This window comes from Actinomyces sp. oral taxon 180 str. F0310, assembly GCF_000185285.1.
Classification (GTDB): Bacteria; Actinomycetota; Actinomycetes; order Actinomycetales; family Actinomycetaceae; genus Pauljensenia.
The window spans coordinates 1,141,503-1,143,851 of record NZ_GL622194.1 but is presented as its reverse complement, the minus strand read 5'-3'; the positions used below and the strand labels follow the sequence as shown (position 1 = coordinate 1,143,851).

2 protein-coding genes are annotated in these 2,349 nt (G+C 67.7%); both read right to left on the bottom strand.

Annotated elements, in window-relative coordinates; translation table 11 throughout:
* A partial coding sequence (locus HMPREF9006_RS10120; protein WP_009212465.1) for a hypothetical protein occupies positions 1–1,026 on the bottom strand: 1,026 nt, incomplete at its 3' end.
* 20 nt (positions 1,027–1,046) lie between these two features.
* Positions 1,047–1,388 (bottom strand): hypothetical protein, encoded by a 342-nt coding sequence (locus tag HMPREF9006_RS04955; protein WP_232209832.1) that lies wholly within the window; start codon positions 1,386–1,388, stop codon positions 1,047–1,049.
* Between the last annotated feature and the right edge of the window lie 961 nt (positions 1,389–2,349).

Genomic DNA, 2,349 nt, shown 5'->3' with positions numbered 1-2,349 from the left:
CGCCGTGCTCGCGTCGGCGGCCGGGCCGCCGTTGATGCGCCACAGGGGATGATCGATGTCGGTGGGGCTGGCCGGAACGTGCCCGCCCCACACGTAACCGTTGCGGTGGTGGTTCGCGTTCACCCGCGTGTGCATCAGGTCCACGCCCATCAGGTCCTGCGGATCCGTGATCGGCCTGTCGTAGGAACCCGTCGCGTCCGGCGGGAGGTAGCGCCTGGCCACCTGGTGCGAGGCCAGCGCGCGCCTGCGCATCGCCTCCTCCGTGTCCGGATCGGCGTAGCCGTCCGGGTACAGGGACTTGTCGGAGCGCAGCGGGGCCCGCCCGTAGTCGTCGGCGGCGCTGCGACCGTAGACCCCCGCGTCGTGGGGCGAGTACTGGACGTGGCCTCGGCCGAGGTTCTCCTTGGTGCTCGGGGGAAGCGGAGCAGAAGGAACATCGATGCTGCCGTAATCGGTGTTGGGGCCTGCCTCCGTCAGATCTCCCATGCCCCCGCCGAGTTCGCCCGTCGCGGCGTTGACGCGCTTGAGGATCTCGGCTGCGGCCGCCTCGCGCTGCGCGTTCGCCTGGGCCTCCACCGCGTTGACGTAGGCCACCCCGGTCGCGAGCACGGCCGAGGCGACAAGCCCCGGAACGGGCGCAAGCACGGGCGCGAAGGGCAGCGACACCGTGGCGGCGCTGCGCAGAGCCTCCGTCTTGGCGTCGAGGAGGGTGGGGGAGAGCTGCCTCGCGTCCGCCTTCGCCTGCGCGACGGCCTGTCGGGCCGCCACGTAGTGGGTGATTCCTCGCATGTAGTAGTCCCGCTTGGACTCCAGTCGGGCAACCGTCTGATCCGCCCACGCCTTCAGGGCATCCCCGGTCTGCCCGGTGAAGCCCTGGTGCTGCTGGAAGTGTCGCACCCGATCGATCGCATCCTCGAAGCCGCGCAGAACGCGCCGGTGCTCGCTGTCCCACGCGCTCAGCTCCTCCGTGTGGTCCGCCTGCGCGGCGAACGTCATGACTCGGTCGTACATCGGTGAAGAAACCATGATCGTCGTTCTCCTGTCGCTCAGAACTCGGGCATCTGACCGGCCGGGGCGGGCGCGTCCGCAGGCTGCGCGCTCGGGGCAGCCGGGGCGGAGGGGGAAGCCCCAGTGCCCGACGCACTGGGAGCCGAAGCAACGGCACCTGACGTGCTGGTCCCCGACGCGCTGGGAGCCGCCGGGGCGGAGGACGCAGCGGTTGCCGCCGGATCGGACTGAAGGGCGTGGTTGATTGCCTCAAGCACCGCCGCGTTGCCCTCCTCGGTGTTCTCGGCCTCCTTCTCCGCGATCGACAGATTCGTGCGGAAGGTATCGAAGATGTCCTTCTCGTCCGTGAGCATGTCGTTGACCGAATCGAAGAACGCCACGGTTTTCTGTCGGAACTCCTGTGTCCCCGGCTCGCTTGGCCACCGCGTCTGCGTTTGAGCGCTATTGAGCTGGTGAGTTGCATCGTTGGAACGAGAGAGTGCAGCTCCCCCATCCTCCATGTCCCCGTGCGTTTGCGCGTGGGAACTGCTATTAAAACCGTAGTCGGCCATGAGCATGCTTCCTGTCGTCGACCGGCGCGTCAAGAGGCGGCGCGCGGGTCGGAGTTCTTGCGTTAGTCACCAAGTGTATGGATCCGACCCGGCGGGGGCAAACACGCCCCCTGTCTTTCGGTGTGCGAGCCTCAAGCTTCCTGCGGGGGTGTCGAGCAATCTCGCGAGTCTCAGGACCTCAACGCGCCGCGAACACGAGCGGGCGGCTCCGTGAGAAGTGAGAGGCGTGTGCATTCCGGGTGAGTGTGACACTTCATCGACCGACGGCACCAGAGGGCAAGGGGCCTCAAGGGCAATGGGCACGCCAGGTGATGGATCCGCGGGGCGCGTGCCGACCGCGCGGCCGAGTGCGGCCGTTGCGTCGGCCCCCGCCCGTCCGCTTCGTTGCTCCAACAGCTTCGTATGAAACCCGGGCCGCCCCTGTCGTGCTGTTTTGGGGGCTGGTTGAAACCTGGGCCGCCCGTGTCGTGCTGTTTTGGGGGTTGGTTGAAACCTGGGCCGCCCCTGTCTTGCCGTTTCGGGGGCCGAATGAAACCGAGACCGCCCCTGTCTTGCCGTTTCGGGGGCCGAATGAAACCGAGACCGCCCCTGTCTTGCCGTTTCGGGGGCCGAATGAAACCGAGACCGCCCTGGCCTGACGAGAAACGTCCATAATCGGCGTTTTCTACGAAGCAGGGGTGGTCTCGGTTTCATGTTCCGCTTCCCTCCGCCCCACGGTTGCCTCCCACCCGCGGGCGGGGGTGGTCTTGGTTTCACCGCCCTCCTGCCCGTGGCGGGGAAGTCCTGGGGG